This is a genomic window from Ectobacillus panaciterrae DSM 19096, assembly GCF_000430785.1.
In the GTDB taxonomy this organism is placed as follows: domain Bacteria; phylum Bacillota; class Bacilli; order Bacillales; family Bacillaceae_G; genus Ectobacillus; species Ectobacillus panaciterrae.
This window is the reverse complement of record NZ_AUMR01000084.1, coordinates 1-18,300: the sequence shown is the minus strand read 5'-3', so window position 1 is coordinate 18,300 and position 18,300 is coordinate 1. Positions and strand designations below refer to the sequence as shown.

The 18,300-nt window shown below is 42.3% G+C and carries 20 protein-coding genes and 2 rRNA genes; 14 read left to right on the top strand and 8 right to left on the bottom strand.

Going from position 1 to position 18,300, the window contains the following annotated elements; translation table 11 throughout:
• The first annotated feature begins 256 nt into the window (after positions 1–256).
• The 3 genes from H540_RS0117655 to H540_RS0117640 all read left to right on the top strand — a co-directional run bounded on the left by H540_RS0117655 (position 257) and on the right by H540_RS0117640 (position 2,618).
• Entirely contained in the window at positions 257–1,006 is a 750-nt protein-coding gene (locus tag H540_RS0117655) for a 3D domain-containing protein (protein ID WP_028401780.1), read from the top strand.
• A gap of 619 nt (positions 1,007–1,625) precedes the next feature.
• A complete protein-coding gene (locus H540_RS0117645; RefSeq protein WP_028401779.1) occupies positions 1,626–1,850 on the top strand; it encodes a hypothetical protein in 225 nt (74 codons plus the stop codon).
• Positions 1,851–2,141: 291 nt separating this feature from the next.
• Positions 2,142–2,618, top strand: a complete 477-nt coding sequence (locus H540_RS0117640) for a sigma-70 family RNA polymerase sigma factor (RefSeq protein WP_028401778.1) — start codon at positions 2,142–2,144, stop codon at positions 2,616–2,618.
• Between the two features lie 26 nt (positions 2,619–2,644).
• Here the strand turns inward: H540_RS0117640 and H540_RS0117635 are convergent, their stop codons facing one another.
• Positions 2,645–3,091 (bottom strand): competence protein ComK, encoded by a 447-nt coding sequence (locus H540_RS0117635; protein ID WP_051317166.1) that lies wholly within the window; start codon positions 3,089–3,091, stop codon positions 2,645–2,647.
• A gap of 432 nt (positions 3,092–3,523) precedes the next feature.
• Between H540_RS0117635 and H540_RS0117630 the strand changes: the two genes are divergently transcribed.
• From H540_RS0117630 to H540_RS0117615, 4 genes are all read left to right on the top strand, one after another.
• On the top strand, positions 3,524–4,306 hold the full coding sequence (locus H540_RS0117630) for an SGNH/GDSL hydrolase family protein (protein ID WP_051317165.1): 783 nt from the start codon (positions 3,524–3,526) through the stop codon (positions 4,304–4,306).
• A gap of 28 nt (positions 4,307–4,334) precedes the next feature.
• Positions 4,335–4,760 (top strand): VanZ family protein, encoded by a 426-nt coding sequence (locus tag H540_RS0117625; protein ID WP_342666094.1) that lies wholly within the window; start codon positions 4,335–4,337, stop codon positions 4,758–4,760.
• Positions 4,761–4,873: 113 nt separating this feature from the next.
• Positions 4,874–5,386 carry a DoxX family membrane protein gene (locus H540_RS0117620; protein ID WP_162144543.1) on the top strand — a complete coding sequence of 171 codons (513 nt, stop codon included), beginning with the start codon at positions 4,874–4,876 and terminating at the stop codon, positions 5,384–5,386.
• Positions 5,387–5,495: 109 nt separating this feature from the next.
• Positions 5,496–5,885, top strand: coding sequence for a DUF4359 domain-containing protein (locus H540_RS0117615; RefSeq protein WP_028401773.1), 390 nt, complete (start codon positions 5,496–5,498; stop codon positions 5,883–5,885).
• Between the two features lie 157 nt (positions 5,886–6,042).
• On the opposite strand, the gene H540_RS0117610 is transcribed toward H540_RS0117615, so the two are convergent.
• From H540_RS0117610 to gabT, 6 genes are all read right to left on the bottom strand, one after another.
• Positions 6,043–6,258 (bottom strand): DUF2922 domain-containing protein, encoded by a 216-nt coding sequence (locus H540_RS0117610; protein WP_028401772.1) that lies wholly within the window; start codon positions 6,256–6,258, stop codon positions 6,043–6,045.
• Positions 6,259–6,278: 20 nt separating this feature from the next.
• Positions 6,279–6,503, bottom strand: a complete 225-nt coding sequence (locus H540_RS0117605) for a DUF1659 domain-containing protein (RefSeq protein ID WP_028401771.1) — start codon at positions 6,501–6,503, stop codon at positions 6,279–6,281.
• Positions 6,504–6,647: 144 nt separating this feature from the next.
• Positions 6,648–8,051: an amino acid permease gene (locus H540_RS0117595; protein WP_028401770.1), complete on the bottom strand. Its 1,404-nt coding sequence runs from the start codon at positions 8,049–8,051 to the stop codon at positions 6,648–6,650.
• Positions 8,052–8,168: 117 nt separating this feature from the next.
• Positions 8,169–9,590 carry an NAD-dependent succinate-semialdehyde dehydrogenase gene (locus H540_RS0117590; RefSeq protein WP_028401769.1) on the bottom strand — a complete coding sequence of 474 codons (1,422 nt, stop codon included), beginning with the start codon at positions 9,588–9,590 and terminating at the stop codon, positions 8,169–8,171.
• The gene (locus H540_RS0117585) at positions 9,587–10,969 is read right to left on the bottom strand and encodes a sigma-54 interaction domain-containing protein (protein ID WP_028401768.1); all 1,383 of its coding nucleotides are present in this window, start codon (positions 10,967–10,969) and stop codon (positions 9,587–9,589) included. Before H540_RS0117585 ends, H540_RS0117590 begins: the two co-directional genes overlap by 4 nt.
• A 94-nt stretch (positions 10,970–11,063) precedes the next feature.
• Positions 11,064–12,422, bottom strand: a complete 1,359-nt coding sequence (gabT, locus tag H540_RS0117580) for a 4-aminobutyrate--2-oxoglutarate transaminase (RefSeq protein WP_028401767.1) — start codon at positions 12,420–12,422, stop codon at positions 11,064–11,066.
• Positions 12,423–12,723: 301 nt separating this feature from the next.
• Between gabT and H540_RS33330 the strand changes: the two genes are divergently transcribed.
• From H540_RS33330 to H540_RS0117555, 5 genes are all read left to right on the top strand, one after another.
• On the top strand, positions 12,724–12,882 hold the full coding sequence (locus H540_RS33330) for an RNA-binding protein (protein ID WP_155891061.1): 159 nt from the start codon (positions 12,724–12,726) through the stop codon (positions 12,880–12,882).
• A 255-nt stretch (positions 12,883–13,137) separates the two neighbouring features.
• On the top strand, positions 13,138–13,332 hold the full coding sequence (locus H540_RS0117575; protein ID WP_028401766.1) for a DUF3311 domain-containing protein: 195 nt from the start codon (positions 13,138–13,140) through the stop codon (positions 13,330–13,332).
• Complete coding sequence (locus H540_RS0117570; protein WP_028401765.1) at positions 13,332–14,804, top strand: sodium:solute symporter family protein; 1,473 nt, start codon at positions 13,332–13,334, stop codon at positions 14,802–14,804. The genes H540_RS0117575 and H540_RS0117570 overlap by 1 nt, the downstream gene beginning before the upstream one ends.
• Before the next feature lie 604 nt (positions 14,805–15,408).
• Entirely contained in the window at positions 15,409–15,888 is a 480-nt protein-coding gene (locus H540_RS0117565; protein WP_028401764.1) for a VanZ family protein, read from the top strand.
• A gap of 312 nt (positions 15,889–16,200) precedes the next feature.
• The gene (locus H540_RS0117555) at positions 16,201–16,638 is read left to right on the top strand and encodes a dual specificity protein phosphatase family protein (protein ID WP_028401762.1); all 438 of its coding nucleotides are present in this window, start codon (positions 16,201–16,203) and stop codon (positions 16,636–16,638) included.
• 250 nt (positions 16,639–16,888) lie between these two features.
• Here H540_RS0117555 and H540_RS0117550 read toward each other — a convergent pair whose 3' ends face one another.
• The gene (locus H540_RS0117550; protein ID WP_028401761.1) at positions 16,889–17,230 is read right to left on the bottom strand and encodes an iron-sulfur cluster biosynthesis family protein; all 342 of its coding nucleotides are present in this window, start codon (positions 17,228–17,230) and stop codon (positions 16,889–16,891) included.
• Between the two features lie 489 nt (positions 17,231–17,719).
• Between H540_RS0117550 and rrf the strand changes: the two genes are divergently transcribed.
• Together rrf and H540_RS0117540 are read left to right on the top strand one after the other, a co-directional pair.
• Positions 17,720–17,835, top strand: a 5S ribosomal RNA gene (gene rrf / locus H540_RS0117545).
• Between the two features lie 322 nt (positions 17,836–18,157).
• A 16S ribosomal RNA gene (locus H540_RS0117540) occupies positions 18,158–18,300 on the top strand; the annotation flags it as partial.

The window sequence follows — 18,300 nt, the reverse complement described above, 5'->3', positions numbered from 1 at the left end:
TAGTACATCTTATGCTTGTTTAATAGATAAGGTATAGGTGAAAACAATGAATAAGAGAATTATATTTGGATATGAGATAGATTCATAGACACTGGATATGCATCAGTGTCTTTTTTGTTCAATGACATATTACAAAATATTAAATTTATATTACAGCAATTTGTTAATTGTATGATTTTCGTTTCTTCGACAAAACAGTTGTTATAATGAGAACAAATATGACGGAAAAATTTTCTTATGTTACGGGAGGATACGAATGAAGAAATTACTTGGAATGGCAACTGCTGCAGTTTTTGGTTTCGGTTTTTTTACGGTGTCCGCTGAAGCGGCTACAGTCGTAAATACAAATACATTAAACGTGCGTCAAGCTCCCACTACAAGCTCTGCTGTAATCGGAAAAGTAACAAATGGTCAAGAGCTGAACGTGACGAACCGCCAGAACGGCTGGCTTCAAATTAACTATAATGGAAAAACGGCTTATGTAAGCTCTCAATATACGAAAGAAACAGGCTCTTCTAGCGGTACTTATTACGTAAATACATCTTCTCTGAACGTTCGTTCCGGCGCAGGCACGAACTACGGCGTGATCGGCAAATTGAGCAATGGACAAGCTGTCAGTGTAGCAAGTGATCTTGGAAACGGCTGGTATAAAATCAGCTATAATGGCCAAACAGGCTATGTAAGCAAGCAATACGTGTCTCAATCCGCTGTAAAAGCAGCAACAGAATTCAGTGTGGAAGCTACGGCTTACACACCGTGGGAATCTTCTGGGGGCATTACGGCAGCAGGCTACGATATACATAAAAACCCGAACATGAAGCTGATCGCGGTAGATCCGAAAGTTATCCCTCTTGGCAAGAAGGTATGGGTAGAAGGCTACGGAGAGGCGATTGCAGGTGATACGGGCGGCGCAATTAAAGGCAATAGAATTGATGTGCTTCTTCCTACTAACCAAGAAGCGATTCAATGGGGCCGTAAAAATGTGAAAGTAAGAGTGTTAGACTAATAGATTACAAGATGAAAAGAATTCCTCCTCTCATTTGAGAGGAGGGATTCTTTTTTTGTATATAAATGCAACTAAAAAAATCGACATAAAAGCTTTTCTTTTAGGTGGGAGAGAGCATCCGAATAAGCGTAGAAGCGGTCAACCCCTTTTCGTGGTCCATGCAGGGGTAAACCATAGAGAGGGAGCGAGCACAGTTTCCCTTTTTGTTCTACGTGGCAAACGATAGATATGTCCGAATAACAAAGTGGACTTATACTGAAGGTTTTTGCTTTATAACTACACTTTTCAGAAATCTATAAAACAGTTATTTATTTTTTCAAGAACTTCTTTGACCCCCTTAAAAATAAGAATCCTTGCGAATGAATATAGAGAGACGTTGTAAAGGAATAAAAACAATTATATACAAGTGAATAAAAAAACCGTCCTTTTATAGTGGAGAAAGAGCATCCAGCGACGTGCGGAAGCGGTCAAACCCTTGTAGTGGTCCATGCAAGGGTAAACCAGGGATAGGAAGAAAGCGACAATGTCGTTTTGTTGCACACAGCATATTGAAATATCGAAATTATAAATCATTTGTATATATTAAAAATACTGAAAATATTAGAAAGGGAGATTTAGTTTGAAGGAATTTACTGTTTGCTATACTTTGGATAATGATATTAAATGGGAAAAAATAATAAAAGGGTTAGATAGTAAGAGGGAAGAGGTTGTACAAGAAATAGTAGAAAAGATGGAACACAGCAAGTTTTTCATTGTGAAAAGTGACGAAGGAGATTATATTATAAACTCCTCTTTAGTACGTTATGTACGTGTTGTGGAGGAGAAAGAGTTAGTCCAAATATAATCCTCATGATGTAGCAGGGGGTTACTGCCAACGATTATATAAAGAAGTCTGTTTATTTAAACAGGCTTCTTTTGCTCTATACGGGAAACATAAATTTGCCGCGAATGAAAAGAAATGAAAAAATAAGAATTATATAAAATTCTACTCCTTATTCTTCAAATTTCCCCCAGCGAAATTTAAAGAAAGCATGATATAAAATCATATTATCTCATGTGAGAACAGAACAGATTTCTTATAAGGTGAAGGTACCGCGGAATACAAGAAAAGGCGCGTCTTTTAGAAGGGCGTTGTATGAAGCCACCTACGTTTGAAGAAACTGTTCGGCTGTATGACAAGATGATTAAAAATCAAATGAAGAAGCTGTCACTGTATTTGGATTATGAAGAATATTATCAATGCGGACTCATTGGGCTTTGGCGGGCGTATGAGCAATTTGAAGAAGGTAAAGGAAGTTTTGCGTCATACGCGATGCATACAGTAAGAGGCTACTTGCTTGTTCAATTAACCAAGGAGAAGCGGTTTAAAACGAGGTATGCGTGCTGGGAACCGTCGCTGACTGAACAGCTCGTTTCAAATGAGAGAACGGACGATTTGCATCAGTATATGGGAGCGTTAAGCACGCAACAGCGCTTCATTATTGGAGAAAGGTTCAGGGCCGGACGGCAGCTGAAGGAGATCGCAAAAGAACTGGGCATGACATATGACAGGGCGCGTTATGTATACAGAAGCGCTTTGAAGAAAATAAAAGAGGATCTGATAAAGGAATGAAAGAAGAAGGCTGCCCCCGGCAGCCTTCATACTTTCAAGAGTTGAAAATGTGAGAGGATACGGCCTGCCCGAAGAAGCTGCTGCTGTGTACGATAATAGCTGCAGTCAATAAGGAGTGTATCGCCGTTGTGAAAGGTGAGGAGAGTTTGTTTGCCTTGCTTGCGGATGTCCTTTACATGGGCGTAAAAATACCAGATGCATTCCCATCTTTGCGGAGAAATAGATGGAATCGCGCAAATGTTTTGCTTAAAGCAAATGGGAATCGGCACGTTTTGCTTGAAATGAAGAAGGGAGCTGATTGCGTCTCGTTTTCCTCGATAGCTTGCACCTGTGCGGAGGCATGCCGTGTTCAGAAGCTGCTGGCACGTTTGGACGGAATAGAAAATTCCTCTTTCGTCCCATATTTTTGTCTGATAGACGGGGTGTGCGAAGGATTGCAGAGCAATTGTCGTATTTTCAATAGGATAACTCATCGAAATCTTCCCCTTCATGTAGAATTTTGACTTACGATTTTATTATAATTGGTAATTAATCCCTGTTTATTAATGGAATTTAAAGATTTATACAGAAATATGTAAAATAATGTCTTAATATTAAGATGAATAGATTATCATTATCATTCACTCATATATAGTTGCGGATGCTCAACCGATGGAGCAGAACAGCTTGAATGGCTTGCAAATTATTGAAATGATATATCTGGCAAAATAGTTTTGTATTATATTTCCTTATCTGATAACATAATAAATATACATAATATAAGAGATTCAATTCAGAGATAACAGCCAGAAAATCATATCTTTGCGCTCTCGTCGGCGCAGGTGTTCATTTTAAAGAACGAAGATGAGAAGAATAGTTCGTTTCCTAAATGTATAATTTAGAGAAAGGGTAAGGGGGGTATCACTATGAATGATAAGAAAAAGAAACTGATTCAAAACATTGCAGCCGGAAGTGTGGCCGCAGCGGCGATGATTGCCATTGTATCGGGCAACCTGCATTTTAAAGAACGTATTCAATCTTCGACGAACAGGGCAGAGGCTTCTGTAACAGCGGTTCCTGCAGCAGAGGCTGCGTATCAAACTTATATGAAGAACTTGCCGTCTGCCGTACAGGAGAAAATTAAAAAATCTGCAGAAACAAACAAGCCGATTCAGCTTGTGATTGCCGGTGATGAAGCTACGCCTGCACAAGGCGGATGGCCGCAGGCACTTGCAGATAAATTGAAAGAAGCTTACGGACCGGACATGTTTCATGTAACAGTAAAGTCTTATCCGCAAAAGACGACAAAGCAATGGATGGATGAGAAGATTTATAGTGAAATTGCATCCTTAAAGCCCGATGTTCTCTTATATGAACCAGCGCTTTTAACTGACAGCGGTGTTGTGGGAAAGCAGGAGTCTGCAGCCAACACGCAAAATATTGCAGATGAAATCTCCAAGGCTGTTCCTGGTGTAGCAGTTCTCATACAGCCGTCAAATCCTTTGTACCAGGCAAAGTATTTTCCTGCAGTCGTCCAATTAGTAAAGGAGACGATGCAAAGCAAGGGGTATACATATGTGGATCATTGGCAAGCATGGCCGGCTAATGATGATTTGCTGAAGTACTTAGCAAGCCCGACCGGATTTGCGAACGATGAAGGACAAAAGGTATGGGCTAAGTATATGACGGAGTACTTTGTTGCGAAGTAGTCAGAGGGTTTTGATATGAAACGATACACTGTGTGGCTGCCTGTCTCGGGCCGCCTTTTTTTTCCTTCCAAACCTATCAGGGGCACTTTCTAAATATATAAACGAGCAGCAGGACGAGCATACACTTTCAGACGTAAAGGTTACGTATGCCGGAAGCGAAGTGAGCCCAAAGCGAATGGGAGGCGTGGGCTTTCTGGAGTTCTTTATGCGCAAAGGAGCGCACTTTGCGATGTATGCATTATTAGGTCTTTTTGTAGACCGCGCTTTTAGAAGTTTTGCTAAATCTCACTGCTTTGCCTGGTCCTTTATATTTGTTTTCCTGTATGCCATATCTGATGAATTTCACCAGTTCATTACGGGTGGTTGCACACCGCTCTATCAGGACGTTATGATAGATACGGCTGAAGGAATTACGGGAATCCTTATGCAAATCCTCATGAAGAGACGTGCTTAATGGGTTTGAATGCTTGTTTAAGTTTAATATTCGAATATTTAGAATACGTTGACTTGGAATCTCTTGCCTTCTACTATAAAAATAGATTGCAAGCAAAGGGGATGTATGTTGACATGTGGGAGTACTTACAGCGTCGGGGAAAAAAATCGATTTTCTTAACGATCATTCGCATATATTTAGGCTTGAAGTGGACGGTTCAAGGCTACAATAAAATTACGAGCAAGTCTTTTGATGCGTCCGGTTTTCTAAAAGGGGCGGTAGAGAAAGCAAAGGCGACCGGCGCCGATTCGATGGTGCAGGACTGGTGGGCGTTTATCGTCAAATTTCTGTTTCTGCCAAACGTTGAGGTACTGAATTATCTTATTCCGGTAACAGAATTGTTTGTCGGCGTATTCTTGCTGACAGGTTCCTTCACGCGCCGTGCACTATATGTCGGCATTATACTGAATTTTTTATATTTACTGTCAGGCTCGCTGAGCGTGAACCCGCAAATGATTCTCTTATCTCTTCTTCTGTTAAAGGCAAAGGACAATGCGGGCAGAGTCGGCATGGACGGCTGGGTATTCGTATCTATGAAAAAGAGAATGAGTGCACCGGCAGCGGGATCCGCAAAGCCTCCTATGTAAGCAGCTGCTTTTGCAGCTGCTTGTTTTATTTTCCCGGTATCTTTCATATTTATAGAAAAGGAGAAACATGGCTAAACTATAGAATACGAGGAAGAAAGGTGTGAGAGGAATGAGGTGGCGGTATCTTTCGCTTGCGTTGCTTATTGGAACACTTCTATACCTTGCGAATACGAATCCGGAAAAAGGGCAATATACAGCCTGGGCGTCACAGCAATTTGTAGAAAATACGGATGTACATCATTCATTGACAGATACAGAGAAAGAGAATGGCGGCTTCTTGGGGGAGCTTGCGGCATTCGGCAGGCAGCTGACAGAAAAATATGTAGAGCCGCAGGTCGGCCTTATAATTGATAAATATACAAAGCAGGAGGACTATATTTTCTTCTCTACGTATAAGACTGAATTTACAGTAGGAAGCACAACCTATAAGTACATGACCATCGGCGTTGCAGGTCGATTTTTCCTTGTAGAAGCGCCAAAAAACGAAAAAGCGAAATAAAAGAAGGAGCCGACGAATCGGCTCCGCTTTTCTTGATGTCTAGCTCCACCGGCTAGGCACTGCCGCCTAAGAACCTCCGCCACAAAAAGGCAAAAAGCGCCTTTTAGGGCGGAGAACCTTAGGCTCTGTGCCTGAATGAGCCGGCTCCGCTTTTCTTTTATACTCCCAAATCGATTTCAGTAACGGTGCGGTCCACGAGGCGCGCGCCCTTTTTACGGGAGTTCGGGCCGAGCGTGCGGAACACGCCGGCGGACAAAATTTTGTCCATTGCCGCGTTCACCGCAGCCTTATCAATCGGCGTATTCGGGTTGTCCACCGTGAATGTCGCCGTCTTGCCGTCTTCTTTCAGAAATTGCAGCTCCAGTACTTGCATGTGTTATCCCTCCTTTTTTATTAGATTGCTACTACATCCGATGTGCTCAGCATTTGTACCGCCTCCAGCGTATAGCCCTGCAGGGAAGCAAGCGCAGTTGCCGCCTCATGTACCTTTTCCGCCGGTGCGTCGACCTTCACGTACTTATACACCTTGCTCTTCGTGATCGCCTTTCCGTTTTGATTCGTACCGACGTTCAGTACTAAGCGCATGCTCATATCCGTTACTCCGGATTGAATTGCCATGTGTATCACCTCCTTTCGCCTTATATATATAAGGCAGGAGGGGAAAGTGGCGAAGGGAGATGGAATTTTTGAAAAAAGATTTTGGTTTGGGCTTGTTTCAAAGAACAAACAGAAAAAGAAGGGGGCTCTGAACCCCCTTCTTTTTTAAAGATTTATAGTTTTCTCATGCTCTTCCTTAAGCTTCCTCTGTACCGTATTTACATCTTTGTTTTTGATTAAGAAGTAGGAAGTTATAACTAATCCGGTAATGAGCATTGTTAAGAAAAATTGAGATCGCATGGAGTCGATGAAAGCCATGGAAAGTAAGATTGCAACTATAATACCGATCGTCAAATAGGTTAAATAGGGAAAAAGCCACATCTTCAGCCGCAAAGCTTCCTGGTTTTCTTTTTCTATTCTATTTCTGAGCCGCAGGTGAGAGACCGCAATCGTCAAGTATACAAGCAGTGCAATAGCGCCAGAAGCGTTTACTAAGAATAGAAACAGCTTATCGGGAGAGACAAAGTTGAAAATCGCACAAATATAAGCGACGACTGTACTTGCTAAGACAGTTCGGACGGGTACACCTTGTTTATTCAGCTTCAAAAATGCGCGCGGTGCCTGTCCTCTTTGGGCAAGAGAAAAGATCATACGTGAAGTTGTGTATAAAGCTGAGTTTAGGCAAGAGAGAACCGCGACTAAAACGACCGCATTCATAATTTGAGCTGCTCCTGGAATGCCGACCATATCCAGCATCGTTACATAAGGGCTCTTCAGCAAATCGGCTGCATTCCACGGAAGAAGAGTGACTAAAATAGAAACGGAACCGATGAAGAAGATGAGAATACGCCAAACGACACTATTGATGGCTACTACAATGGACTTCTCCGGGTCTTTCGATTCCCCGGCCGCGATCGCTGCAATCTCTGTACCGAAGTACGAGAAAATCACCGTGATGATTCCGACGAAAATGGAAGAAATGCCTTTAGGCATAAAGCCGCCGTGCGCGGTCAGATTGGAAAGTCCCGGAGATTTTATACTCGGCACAAAATTGAAAATGATAGCTAAGCCGATAGCCATAAAAGCAGTAATCGCGATTACTTTGATCATGGCGAACCAATATTCGAATTCACCAAACGATTTGACGGAATATAAATTTGTAAGCATCAACAAAAAGGTGAGAAGAAGACTCCATAGCCATACAGGGACGGCTGGAATCCATTGATGGACGATCGCGCCTCCAGCTGTCGCTTCGATCGCGATGACAATCAGCCAAAAGAAGCAGTACAGCCAGCCAATGGCATAGCCTGCCCACGGTCCGATTGCTTGTCGTGCATATGTAGCGAAAGAGCCGCTGTCGGGATTGAGAATCGCCATTTCACCGAGCATGCGCATAAGCAAGACAACAAGAATGCCTGCGATGGCATAGGATAAAATGGCGCCGGGGCCTGTCGAGTTAATAACAGAGCCGCTGCCTACAAATAGACCGGCACCGATAATGCCGCCGATTGAAATCATAGAAATGTGTTTCGTTTTCAATTGGTGCTGCAGCTGTACCTTCTTTTCCATTATGATGTATCGCCTCCAAGAAACCATTTTTATTTAGGAATTCGCTAGTAAATTCTTAAGATGGTCAGGGGGGGAAACTGATGTGTTATTTTATTTTTTATATCCTGTTAATTCAACCTATAGTTTGATGGAAATATACTTTACTTCTAAATACTCTTCAATGCCATAGTGTCCGCCTTCACGGCCCAGTCCGCTCTGCTTGAAGCCCCCGAACGGCGCCTGAGGTACGGAGGGAAGCCCGTCATTGAGCCCGACGATTCCGTATTCCAGCTTTTCGCTGATTTGCATGGCTTGGCTTAGGTTCTCCGTGTACACATATGCCGCTAATCCGTAAGGTGTATTGTTCGCTCTTTCGATTACTTCTTCAGCCGTTCGGAAGGTGGCGACCGGCGCAAGCGGTCCAAAGGTTTCTTCTTTCATGCAGAGCATGTCATCTGTTGCATTTGTAATGACTGTCGGTTCAATAAAATACCCGCCGTCTTGTAGGGCAATGCTTCCGCCGCATGCGACACGTCCGCCCTGTGCGACTGCTTCGTGAATATGCAGATTCACTTTCTCCAAAGCCGCTTTATCGATGAGGGGGCCAATATCTGTTTGCGGGTCTAATCCATTGCCGACCTTCAGTTTGGATACAGCTGCTGCAAACTTTTGATTAAATTCTTCGGCAATGGCTTCTTGCACATAAATCCGATTTGTACAAATGCACGTTTGTCCTGCGTTCCGAAATTTGGATGCCAGCAATCCCTCAATCGCATTATCGATATTGGCATCGTCCATTACGATAAACGGGGCATGGCCGCCCAGCTCAAGCGACACTTTTTTTACGGTATCAGCCGCTTTGCGCATCAAGATTTTGCCGACTTCGGTAGAGCCTGTAAAAGAGATCTTTCTTACTCTTGCGTCCTGCATCCAAGCTTCACTGATTTCAATCGCGTCTCCTGTAATAACCTGAAAGACTCCTTTTGGAATGCCGGATTGTTCCGCTAACTCTGCCAATTTGATAGCTGTTAAAGGCGTTTGTTCCGCAGGCTTTACGAGAGCTGTGCAGCCTGCGGCAAGTGCTGGCGCTACCTTTCTTGTAATCATGGCTGCCGGGAAATTCCATGGGGTAATAGCTGCGATGACCCCGACAGGCTGCTTTTGGACGAGGATACGCTTTGAGCGGTCAGAGGCTGGAATGATTTCGCCATAGATGCGTTTTGCCTCTTCCGCATACCAAGAAACAAAGCCGTTGGCATATGTGATTTCGCCAAGCGCTTCTTTCAAAGGCTTTCCTTGTTCCTTTGTCATGATCTCTGCCAATTCTTCTTTGGCATCTTCGATAGCTGCATGCCATCTCATCAACAAGCGGCAGCGTTCTTCCGCTGTTTTCGCCGACCATTCTCCAAATGCTTCGTAAGCTGCATCCGCAGCTGTCTTTGCTTCTTCTGTGCCTCCGTTTGGAACAGAAGCGAAAACTTGATTGGTAGCTGGATCGATAACATCAATATATCTGGAACGTTTTACATTTACACTCACTATGACTCTCTCCTTTTTCATTGCATGATATTTATCTCTGCGTCACTTGCAAGATATCTTCTAATTTTGCGTGCTGCGGTTGATTGGCTGATTCCCAGTGCCTTTGCTGCTTTATAGGTAGATTGATAAGCTGCAAACACTTCTAATACAACCTTTTTTTCTACTTCTTCCAGAATGGCCTGCAGGGTTTGCTCTTCGTGATTTATCACATTTCGTTTGTATGAAAAAGGCAAATCCTTTAAGGTCACCACTTCATCAGCTGTAACGACTAAACGCTCGACCGCATTTTCGATTTCGCGAATATTGCCTTTCCATTCATTTTCTAAAAAGGCTTGCAGCACTTGCGGCGAAAAGTGTACAGTGCGGGCATATAAATGATTGAAATGGTCGAGAAAGTGATAGACGATCGGCAAAATGTCTTCTTTTCTCTCGCGCAGGGGAGGAATATGAATGGGAATGACGTTTAAACGATAAAATAAGTCCCGTCTGAACTCTCCCTTTTCCACCATCTCTTCCAAGTTTTTGTTCGTAGCTGCGATAATGCGAATATCAACTGAAATAGGCACTTTTCCGCCGACAGGGCGAATCTTCTTCTCTTGCAGTACATGCAGCAGCTTTCCTTGCGCTGACAGCGATAATTCTCCGACTTCGTCAAGAAACAGCGTTCCTTGATGCGAAAGCTCGATCAGTCCCTTTTTGCCGCCGCGCAATGCGCCGGTAAAGGTTCCTTCTTCATAGCCGAACAGTTCGGATTCAATTAATTGATCCGGCAGCGCTGCGCAGTTGATCTCATTCAAAACGTGCGCTTTGCGGCTGCTGAGCTGATGAATCGTTTTGACAAGCCGGCTTTTGCCTACGCCTGTTTCTCCCAAGATTAAAACCGTGCTGTTGACTTTTGCCACTTTTTGAACGGTGGATAGCACTCGTTTCATATGCTCGCTTTTACAGATGAAGCCATCTATCTCAAACGGTTCATATAATTCTTTTTTGTATGTTTCCAATTGCTCTTCCATATCTTCTACTTTTTTTCGAAGCTGCATGATTTCGGTCAAGTCCCGAGAATAGCTGATAACATTCTTTAACTGTCCTTCTTCATTGAAAACAGGGCGGGCTCTTACATGAAGATAACGGCCGGAGCCCGTTTTTTGAAAAAGCTCGATAGGCTTTAAGTGTTTGATGACCTGGAGAGTCGATGACGGATAAAAAATGCCTTTTTGCTCCAGCTCTTTCACATGCATGCCGATTAAGCTGTTTGCGGTAACATTATAATTGCGTTCGCATGTCGCGTTAACTCGTACGACTTTGCCATGTTGATCTGTTACGAAAATTTCATCGAATGAGGATTCAAAAATATCGTTAAGTTCTGCATTGATGAGCTCTAGCTGCTTCTGGTTGTTCATACTCTAAATCCCTCCATGTGCTGTGAATGCTTTCTATTATTATATCAGAAAATTCAAACACGACATGGAGGGATGGTATATAAAGCAACCTTATTTACTGAGAAACGAGTTTTGCTTGTGTCACATGCAGAATGGCCGCTTCAATGATGTCCAGCCCTTCCTGCAGCTGTTCGTCTGTAATGACGAGCGGCATGAGCACCCGAATGACGTTTCCGTTCACGCCTGCGCTTAAAAGCAGCAATCCGTTTTGGTTTGCATATTGGATGATTTGATTTGTTGCGGATTTGTCGGGCTCTTTTGTTTGCTTGTCTTTTACGATTTCCATGGCGCACATAGCGCCGAGTCCTCGTACATCACCGATGCAGCCGTATGTTTCCGCAAGTTTTCTGAAGTGTTCCATCACCTTTTGACCGACGGATGCGCCTCGTTCATTCAGCTTCTCTTCTTCGATAATATCCAATACAGCTAACGCCGCCCGGCATCCGATAGGGCTTCCGCTATACGTACCCCCAAGCTCGCCTGGCTCTGCTTTGTCCATGATTTCTTTTCGGCCGATTACACCGCTGATCGGTGTACCCGCACCTAACGATTTTGATACTGTAATCAAATCAGGCACAATCCCAAAGTGCTCAATCGCGAAATAGCGGCCCGTTCTTGCGAAACCTGTTTGAATTTCATCTGCAACAAACAGCATGCCATGCTCTTGGCACATATCATACACAGCTTGTACAAATCGTTTGCCCGGTACGATAAAGCCGCCTTCTCCTTGTATCGGCTCCATCACAACAGCTGCAATCGTTTCAGGCGCCACTTCGTTTAAGAGGAAATTGCGGAACTCTGCAATCATGTAGTCTTCATATTCCGCTTCGCTCAGCCCGTTCGGCCTGCGGTATGTGTAAGGAAACGGCGCTTTGTACACTTCAGGAGCGAACGGTCCGAAGCCGTATTTATAAGGCTTTACTTTACTTGTCATTGTCATCGTCATTAATGTGCGTCCGTGAAATCCGCGTGAAAAGGAGACAATTCCTTGCCGGTTCGTATATTTGCGGGCGATTTTCACTGCGTTTTCAACAGCTTCTGCGCCGCTGTTTTGCAGGAGCACTTTTTTCTCATGCCCGCCCGGCGCGATTGCAGCCAATCGCTCAGCCAGTTCAATATATGGTTCATACATCATCACATTGAAGCCCGTGTGAATATACTTTTCAATTTGATCATGCAGCGCTTCCTTCACTTTTGGATGACAATGTCCTACGTTAATCGTTCCGATCGCGCCGGCAAAATCGATAAAGGAGTTGCCGTCTACATCTTTCACAATCGCGCCCTCAGCTGACTCCACAAATGTCGGAATGCCGTAGCTTACTCCTTTAGGAACAATATTTTTTCTTCTTTCTAATAATTCTCCGGCTTTAGTTCCTGGTAATTGTCCTTCAACGTTTGCAAATGTTTGATTCATTGCGATTGCCCCTTTCGAAAAAGTTATTCAACGTTTATCTATGCAAGGGGTGTGCCAATTTTAAAATGTGGATAGATTAAGGGATTTTGTCGGGGCGGTTATACAAAAGTAAGTCAAAAATGAATTGTATGGTTTATTTTTGACTTATTGCAGATGTCGTGGAAGGTTTCCGAGCAACGGCTGGATGCAGGGCAGGGGAAGGATTTGAACAAGGGGATGCGAATCGGGGGATCTCTTTGAAGGTATTGCTTGTGTGGGATAACAATCTCAGCACTATTGTGAGCATCTGCCGGGCTGCGGAGTGAGGATTATTCGCGATAGTTTTACAGGCTCGAATCATACGTTTGATGTATTGTTATGTGACAGATTAGAAAGCGCTGCTGAGTTATATGAAGAGTTTCAGGGAAAGGGAGTCAATATCGTCATTGACTCGCGGATTGATGAAGAATCGGAACTGTAAGGAGTTTGCGATTGGGATTGTATCGGTTGGGGCGGATGGAGCGAAGCAGTAAGGGTGAATATTGCGCATAGACAGTAACATTTCATAAAAAAGGATGATAAAAATGACTCATGCGAGGCGCTTTTATCATCCTTTTTACTTTCTATTATATAACAATTTAATTTTTCTAAAATATTATATTTTTAAATTTTTCTGTATATTTTTGTGATACGATGTACTATAATTACTTTTACATTTAAAGGAGGTAAGAGTTTTATGAAAAAGCATTATGCATTCGCGTTCGTACCGGTTCTGGCTATTTTGCTGAGCCCTTTCTTTGCCAATCGTGTAACTCCTTATATATTAGGACTTCCGTTCTTTATGTTTTGGATTGTAAGCTGGGCAATTAGCAGTTCGGTATTTATGTGGCAGATTTATCGTTTGGATCATACATATAAGGAGGAATCGTGATGACTGTCTCACTTTCGATTATGGCTGTATTTCTCGTCGTGTCTTTGTATCTTGGTTTAATGGCGCGGCGCGGGAAGGAGATGAATTTGGAACAATGGTCGGTTGCCGGAAGAGGATTCGGCGCGGTGTTTGTCTTCTTGCTAATGGCGGGGGAGATGTATACAACCTTCACGTTTCTTGGCGGAAGCGGATGGGCTTACGGAAAAGGCGGCCCGACGCTTTATATCATTTGCTATAGCACGTTAGGGTTCATGCTGTCTTATTGGCTTATGCCGGCTGTTTGGAAGTATTCGAAGGAACAAGGTGTTTTGTCGCAGCCTGATTTCTTCGCAAGTATGTATAAAAGCCGAAACTTGGGCATTCTCGTTGCTTGCGTCAATGTTGCCGCAATGATTCCGTATATGGTTATTCAGCTGAAGGGCTTAGGAATTATCGTTTCGGAAGCGTCTTACGGAGCGATTTCTCCTAGTACTGCAATTTGGATTGGGATGATTGTGACGACAGTTTATGTAACGATTTCGGGCATCCATGGTTCTGCTTGGACTTCTATTGTGAAGGATGCGATGATTCTGCTTGTAATTTGCGGGTTAGGGATTTACTTGCCGATTCATTATTATGGCAGCTTTCAATCTATGTTTGAGCAAATTCAGCAAGCAAAACCAGGGTTTCTTATTCTTCCTCAAGTCGGAATGAGCAGTTCATGGTTCATAACGACTGTAATTGTCATGGCGCTTGGATTATACATGTGGCCTCATACGTTCGGTGCAGCGTTATCAGCACAAAATGAAAATGTTTTCCGGAAAAATGCTGTTATTATGCCTATATATCAAATTGTGCTCTTATTCGCATTTATCATCGGGTTTGCGGCTATTTTGCAGGTGCCGGGCTTACAAGGTACTGCTGTCGATTTGGCGTTATTTAAATTATCATTAAAGACGTTTGATCCGTGGGTAATCGGATTGATTGGTGCAGCAGGCTTTTTGACAGCGCTCGTTCCGGGTTCCTTGATTTTAATGTCCGCTTCGACGCTGCTTGCAAGAAATGTGTACAAAGCGTTTGTGCCGAATGCCACGGATAAACAAGTGGGCGTTGCGGCGAAAGGGCTTGTACCTGTAGTAGCATTAGTTGCTGTATATTGTACGTTTAACGGCGGAGAGACGATTGGTACTCTCGTTATAATGGGATACAGTCTAGTTGTGCAATTATTTCCGCCATTATTGTTCAACTTAATGAAAAAGGATACCGTAACAAAGCAAGGTGCAACGGCGGGCATTGTCGCCGGTGTAGCTATTGTTGCTTATTCAACCTTGACGAAAACAACATTGGCAGTGTTATTTCCATCCTTGCCTGCGTTCGTAAAGGATATGAATATCGGTATCATTGGTTTAGCTGTAAATATCGTCGTTATGACGAGCGTCAGCCTTTTGACAAAAGGGGCATCGACTAAGGAAGTAAGCAGAAAAGCTGCATAATACATAAAAAAAGCGCCGTTTTGCGGCGTTTTTTATTGTGCAAAATTGTTGTGCAATTGATAAGTGATGTGGTGTTGATTTGGGGTTTGTTGGATGAATTCTATAAAGATAACTATCTTTTATATACTCAGCACAAGAAAGACCTTGCAAAAAGCAAGGTCTTTCCTATCAAAAGAAGGGGGAAGGGATATATTTAAAAGAGATAGAATCTCTGATTTGTTATCATTATAAGTTGTAATCAACAAATGCAGAACGGACTAGCGTCTCATTTTGCCTCAGACTTTAGACCTATATAAAACTGAATAAAAAAACGTTTTTTTTATAGTGGGGCGAGAGCATCCGGCGACGTGCAGAAGCGGTCAAACCTTTGGTCCATGCAAGGGTAAACCAGAGAGAGGAAGCATACTATACTCCCTTTTGATTGTACATAGCACATGGAAATGTTGAAATTATAGTTCGCTCATATATAGTTAGTATGAGGGCATAAAATTGTTTTGAGATATAATGAGTGTTTGCGAAGAAGTCTGTTTCAGAAAACAGGCTTCTTTCGCTGTATACTGTGCTATACTTGCAAAAGATATAAGGAAGTAAGGAGTTTATAATGATGAAACGATTTATATGGTATTGGCTCCCTGTACTGGCATGGGCAGGCATGATTTTCTATTCCTCCTCCCAGCCGTATCAAAAGCAGGATATGAGGCCGACGATCACGCAATATGTGAGCCCGGATCTTGTGGAGCGTTTGTTTTCTTGGGTGAAGTTCAATTATGCGAATTATGAAATCAGCATTGCGCATATGGGCGCATCCGGTTTTTTAGAGTTTTTCCTGCGCAAGGGTGCGCATTTCAGTGTGTTTTTTATTTTAGGCGTTTTGTTGTGTCGTGCGTTTTCGCAGTATCGCTTGCCGCTTCGTCAAGTCGGCTTATACGCGTTCGTGCTGCTGGCGACATACGCGGCGCTCGATGAAGTGCATCAATCCTTTACGGGCGACCGGACGCCGCTTTGGCAAGATTCTGCACTAGATTCGGTTGGTGGTTTAACGGGGATTTTGGTTTGGAGTTTATTTAAAAGAAGAAGGAAGTAGGAAAGAGAGTCTCGGGTGCGAGGCTTTTTTATTTTCATGCATCGTGGCGCCAAAGACAATTATATATGAGTAAATGATAAATTCGGCATTTCCATGCTCTATGTGCAACCAAAAGGGAATATTGTATGCCTTTTCTCGCTGATTTACCCTTGCATGAATCGCTACAAAGGTTTGAGCGCTTTTGCACATCGCCGGATGATCTCTTTCTACTATAAAAAGACGGTTTTTTCATGTTGATTTTAAATTCAAACTAAAAGGCTGACTTCTATAATATATAAGTAAAAAGACTTTTTTACACAAGGAGAGCTGGAATTGAGGATTACAGAAATGATTCCAGGAAGAATGTATATCAGCGGAAGTCTAAATGATGAAGGATGGCGCTTTATCCAACAACACATCAATGTAGTTATTAATCTGCGTACAAATCCAGATGTTCCTTCTGTTGAATCGCAACATACCACATATTATTGGTTTCCTCTCACGATTTGGGTTACTCCGAGTTTGGAGTGGACAATTCAATTTATCGAACTTATCCATGATTTGTTTAATAAAAGGCAACGAATTTTAATTCATGACCGGTTTGGAATCCAGCGACTGGGCTTTGCGATTACAGCGTTTTTCATGAGGTATTTTCATCTGCGAAGAGATGAAGCTTTAAAAATGGTTAGACAGTATAAACAAGATATCGAACCAACGCCGAATTACATGGACTTACTATTGGAATATGAAAGATATTTATTTGGGCATTAATTTTGGTTTTGTTTAACTTTAGTTGGAAACAAATACGATGGCCTTAAAAATTGGTCTAATTGGGTATACTGCCGCACGGCAAACAGTAAATTGAAATGAATATTTACTAACTAACACATACCCTTTATTTGTAATCAAAACTTTGTGGCAAATTTTCATGATTAAAGATAACTATAATGTTTGGAATTCACGCTATATTTTCATTTGTATTTTGACGGAATTGGAGGCTTGCACTAGAAGTATACTCCTATCAATCATCATTCTCTTCGGGATATAATCTGAATGCCATTGTGCCATTAAAAATTTGTCCGGGACTTTTTAATTGAAAAGTATTAGCGGTTTTCGAAAAATCAATCTTTAGTTCTTCATCAAAAAAGACCCGTTTAGATTTTTCCATTAGGACGGGACGATAATTTGTTTCAATGATAATATCGTCATCACTTTTTGGAGCCCCCACATACCAAAGGGTTGGTACCCCGGACATCACACAACCGCACCCCTCTGTCTCATATTTAAGTTTTATCATACCCTCTTGACCATTTATTAATTCGTTGATTTTACCTTCCGCTTCTTCTGTAATAGTGATGCGCAAATGGATTTCCTCCTTTATTTTTTTGTAGAAGTTACTACATGTTGTTCTTGATATTTGTAATGAGGATGTGTTTGAGTTTTGTTCTCTGCCTTGCTGATTATTACTTATATATGAATGATTTATGATTTCGACATTTCAATGTGTTGTGTGCAGCGAAATGGCATTGGCGCTTTCCTCCTATCTATGGTTTACCCTTGCATGGGCCACTATAAGGGTTTGGCCGCTTCCGCACGTCGCCGGATGCTCTCGCCCCACTGTAAAAAGACGTTTTTTTTATTCAGTTGTATATAGGTCCTTTACTATAGTAACTTTATATTCTTATTTATATTTTGACAACATTCAGTGTTTGGATTGGAACTACATATAAGTGAACAAAATAAGTGAATAAAAAAACCGTCTTTTTTATAAAAAATTATTGACGAAAATATATTAAAGTGGTAAATTAATTATTGTCGCTAACGAAACGCGAACAGATGTTCTTTTTATAAGTCTGGTGATGATGGCAAAGAGGTCACACCCGTTCCCATACCGAACACGGAAGTTAAGCTCTTTAGCGCCGATGGTAGTTGGGACCTTGTCCCTGTGAGAGTAGGACGTCGCCAGGCGATGATAAAGAGCTGTTGAGAACTCTTTCTTGATAGTCCTTTTCTATCCCGCCTTTCGTACAGATAGGTAGGGAAGTTCAAAACCGATCCGGTGTTGAATTCATCATGATATATATTTTTTAAAAAAATCTTGACTTTTCTTATAAGAATAGTTAAGATAGTAAATGTCGCTTCTGACAAAACATTTTAAGAAACAAAAAAGTTATTGACAAATTGTTTTGGAAGTGATAAATTATAAAAGTTGCCCATTGAGGTAATCAGTTCTTTGAAAACTAAACAAAATGTGAAACGTCAATTTTTATTTTAAAGCTAGACAAACACTTTTATGGAGAGTTTGATCCTGGCTCAGGATGAACGCTGGCGGCGTGCCTAATACATGCAAGTCGAGCGAACCTCTTCGGAGGTTAGCGGCGGACGGGTGAGTAACACGTGGGTAACCTGCCTGTAAGACTGGGATAACTTCGG

Bases quoted from the DNA above. Each gene is read 5' to 3' on its own strand.
- H540_RS0117655 (WP_028401780.1), top strand. From the start codon at position 257: ATGAAGAAATTACTTGGAATGGCAACTGCTGCAGTTTTTGGTTTCGGT.
- H540_RS0117640 (WP_028401778.1), top strand. From the start codon at position 2,142: ATGAAGCCACCTACGTTTGAAGAAACTGTTCGGCTGTATGACAAGATG.
- H540_RS0117635 (WP_051317166.1), bottom strand. From the start codon at position 3,091: ATGAGTTATCCTATTGAAAATACGACAATTGCTCTGCAATCCTTCGCA.
- H540_RS0117630 (WP_051317165.1), top strand. From the start codon at position 3,524: ATGAATGATAAGAAAAAGAAACTGATTCAAAACATTGCAGCCGGAAGT.
- H540_RS0117620 (WP_162144543.1), top strand. From the start codon at position 4,874: ATGTGGGAGTACTTACAGCGTCGGGGAAAAAAATCGATTTTCTTAACG.
- H540_RS0117615 (WP_028401773.1), top strand. From the start codon at position 5,496: ATGAGGTGGCGGTATCTTTCGCTTGCGTTGCTTATTGGAACACTTCTA.
- H540_RS0117610 (WP_028401772.1), bottom strand. From the start codon at position 6,258: ATGCAAGTACTGGAGCTGCAATTTCTGAAAGAAGACGGCAAGACGGCG.
- H540_RS0117605 (WP_028401771.1), bottom strand. From the start codon at position 6,503: ATGGCAATTCAATCCGGAGTAACGGATATGAGCATGCGCTTAGTACTG.
- H540_RS0117595 (WP_028401770.1), bottom strand. From the start codon at position 8,051: ATGGAAAAGAAGGTACAGCTGCAGCACCAATTGAAAACGAAACACATT.
- H540_RS0117590 (WP_028401769.1), bottom strand. From the start codon at position 9,590: ATGAAAAAGGAGAGAGTCATAGTGAGTGTAAATGTAAAACGTTCCAGA.
- H540_RS0117585 (WP_028401768.1), bottom strand. From the start codon at position 10,969: ATGAACAACCAGAAGCAGCTAGAGCTCATCAATGCAGAACTTAACGAT.
- gabT (WP_028401767.1), bottom strand. From the start codon at position 12,422: ATGAATCAAACATTTGCAAACGTTGAAGGACAATTACCAGGAACTAAA.
- H540_RS0117575 (WP_028401766.1), top strand. From the start codon at position 13,138: ATGAAAAAGCATTATGCATTCGCGTTCGTACCGGTTCTGGCTATTTTG.
- H540_RS0117570 (WP_028401765.1), top strand. From the start codon at position 13,332: ATGACTGTCTCACTTTCGATTATGGCTGTATTTCTCGTCGTGTCTTTG.
- H540_RS0117565 (WP_028401764.1), top strand. From the start codon at position 15,409: ATGAAACGATTTATATGGTATTGGCTCCCTGTACTGGCATGGGCAGGC.